The 1,293-nt window shown below is 48.6% G+C and carries 3 protein-coding genes and 1 pseudogene; all 4 read right to left on the bottom strand.

Annotated features, from left to right (window positions below; genetic code table 11):
* Nucleotides 1–124 (bottom strand): annotated as a pseudogene (locus ABD915_RS08200) (GPW/gp25 family protein); the annotation flags it as partial.
* 3 nt (nucleotides 125–127) lie between these two features.
* Entirely contained in the window at nucleotides 128–328 is a 201-nt protein-coding gene (locus ABD915_RS08195; RefSeq protein WP_345117280.1) for a hypothetical protein, read from the bottom strand.
* Nucleotides 329–345: 17 nt separating this feature from the next.
* Nucleotides 346–939 (bottom strand): baseplate assembly protein, encoded by a 594-nt coding sequence (locus ABD915_RS08190; protein WP_345117267.1) that lies wholly within the window; start codon nucleotides 937–939, stop codon nucleotides 346–348.
* The coding region (locus tag ABD915_RS08185) for a hypothetical protein (RefSeq protein WP_345117265.1) at nucleotides 936–1,293 on the bottom strand (358 nt) is incomplete at its 5' end. The genes ABD915_RS08190 and ABD915_RS08185, both read right to left, overlap by 4 nt.

Genomic DNA, 1,293 nt, shown 5'->3' with positions numbered 1-1,293 from the left:
ACCCATAATGGCGCCGCAAAACCCGTGTCCCAATCCTTGTCGTCAAACATTTGCGAAGTGACTGTTGGCAATGGTCCCAACCATACAACAGAGAGCCATCCTTTTCGCTCATCCCGCACCGCATGCTTTAAGCACCCTTTGTTGTTTTCACGGAAGAAACAGTTGGGGACGCAGAAACAGCAGGGGCTGGTTTTTCAGCAATCTGACCAAGAAGAAGCGGATATTTCGCTGCCTCTTCACTTAAACAAATTTCCTCACCCTTCCCCGGTGAACGCTGACCTGCCACAAAATCGGCATTGGTTAAAATAACATAAGTTTTCTCACGCATCATAAAACTCCTTCATCTCAAAGAGGACTAGAGGTTGTGGAGGGACCCATTTTGACCCCACCATGTTTGTGGCTTGCTCCAACAGATTTTTGATTGTGCTGCAAATCTTCTGCTTGAATCTGCACGCAGTCCGTTAATTCAACACGGGTTGATTGATGACAAAGCATGAGACCTTGTGCACTCAAACGGATTTGGTTTTCCCCATGGGAGAGAATAAGCTCATCCTTCGTGATACGCAAAGCACCACCCGCATAACAAAGCGCAAGCTCTTGCGGCGAGCGTGCCTGGTTTTGTGCATCCTCACTATAGCTATCGCGCACAACCAGAGACGCAGAGCCAATTTCACCATGGGGGTTTAACAAGCGCACCGGATCACCAATGTTTAAAGGCATATTGCTTGAAACAGCGCCAGCAGCTTCTTGCGCTTGTAGCCAAGGCGATAAAACCGCTTGTCCATTAACACTCTCAGAGGAAAGTTTCACCCGCACCCTATGCCCATCAATTTGCGCCACCCGCCCAATCATGTGCTGGTTGGCAAGACAGCGTTCAAGCGCATCAAGACGCTTCATCATTTGCCGCAAGGTGTCACTCAACAAATGCGCATCATTCATGGCAACACCTCATTGTCTAAAGAGATCAAACCACTTTTGAGTTGTCCCTCATCACAAAAAATATCTCGTCCCAACTGATGCAAATCTTGGTGCCATTCCACCACGCTTATCGATACACCGCGCTGCTTAATCGCCGCAGAGATAATCGGTTCAATCTGCACATCCCGCGGGGCACCCAAATGCGTTAGCCCCCACAATTGCCCGCTATGACAAAGCACCGCAATGGCTTCTGCCAAAAGCCAACTGGAAACATCCCGCTCTTTGCCCGTGGTGATAATAAAAGCCCCTAAATGAAGATCAGCACTCATCTGTCCAGAAGCCATAGGATTTAAACGACTTTCTAACACCGCAACA

Origin of the sequence: Bartonella jaculi, assembly GCF_039543045.1 — a bacterium.
In the GTDB taxonomy this organism is placed as follows: Bacteria; Pseudomonadota; Alphaproteobacteria; order Rhizobiales; family Rhizobiaceae; genus Bartonella; species Bartonella jaculi.
This window is presented reverse-complemented; position numbering and strand designations above follow the sequence as displayed.

Bases quoted from the DNA above. Each gene is read 5' to 3' on its own strand.
- ABD915_RS08195 (WP_345117280.1), bottom strand. From the start codon at position 328: ATGCGTGAGAAAACTTATGTTATTTTAACCAATGCCGATTTTGTGGCA.
- ABD915_RS08190 (WP_345117267.1), bottom strand. From the start codon at position 939: ATGAATGATGCGCATTTGTTGAGTGACACCTTGCGGCAAATGATGAAG.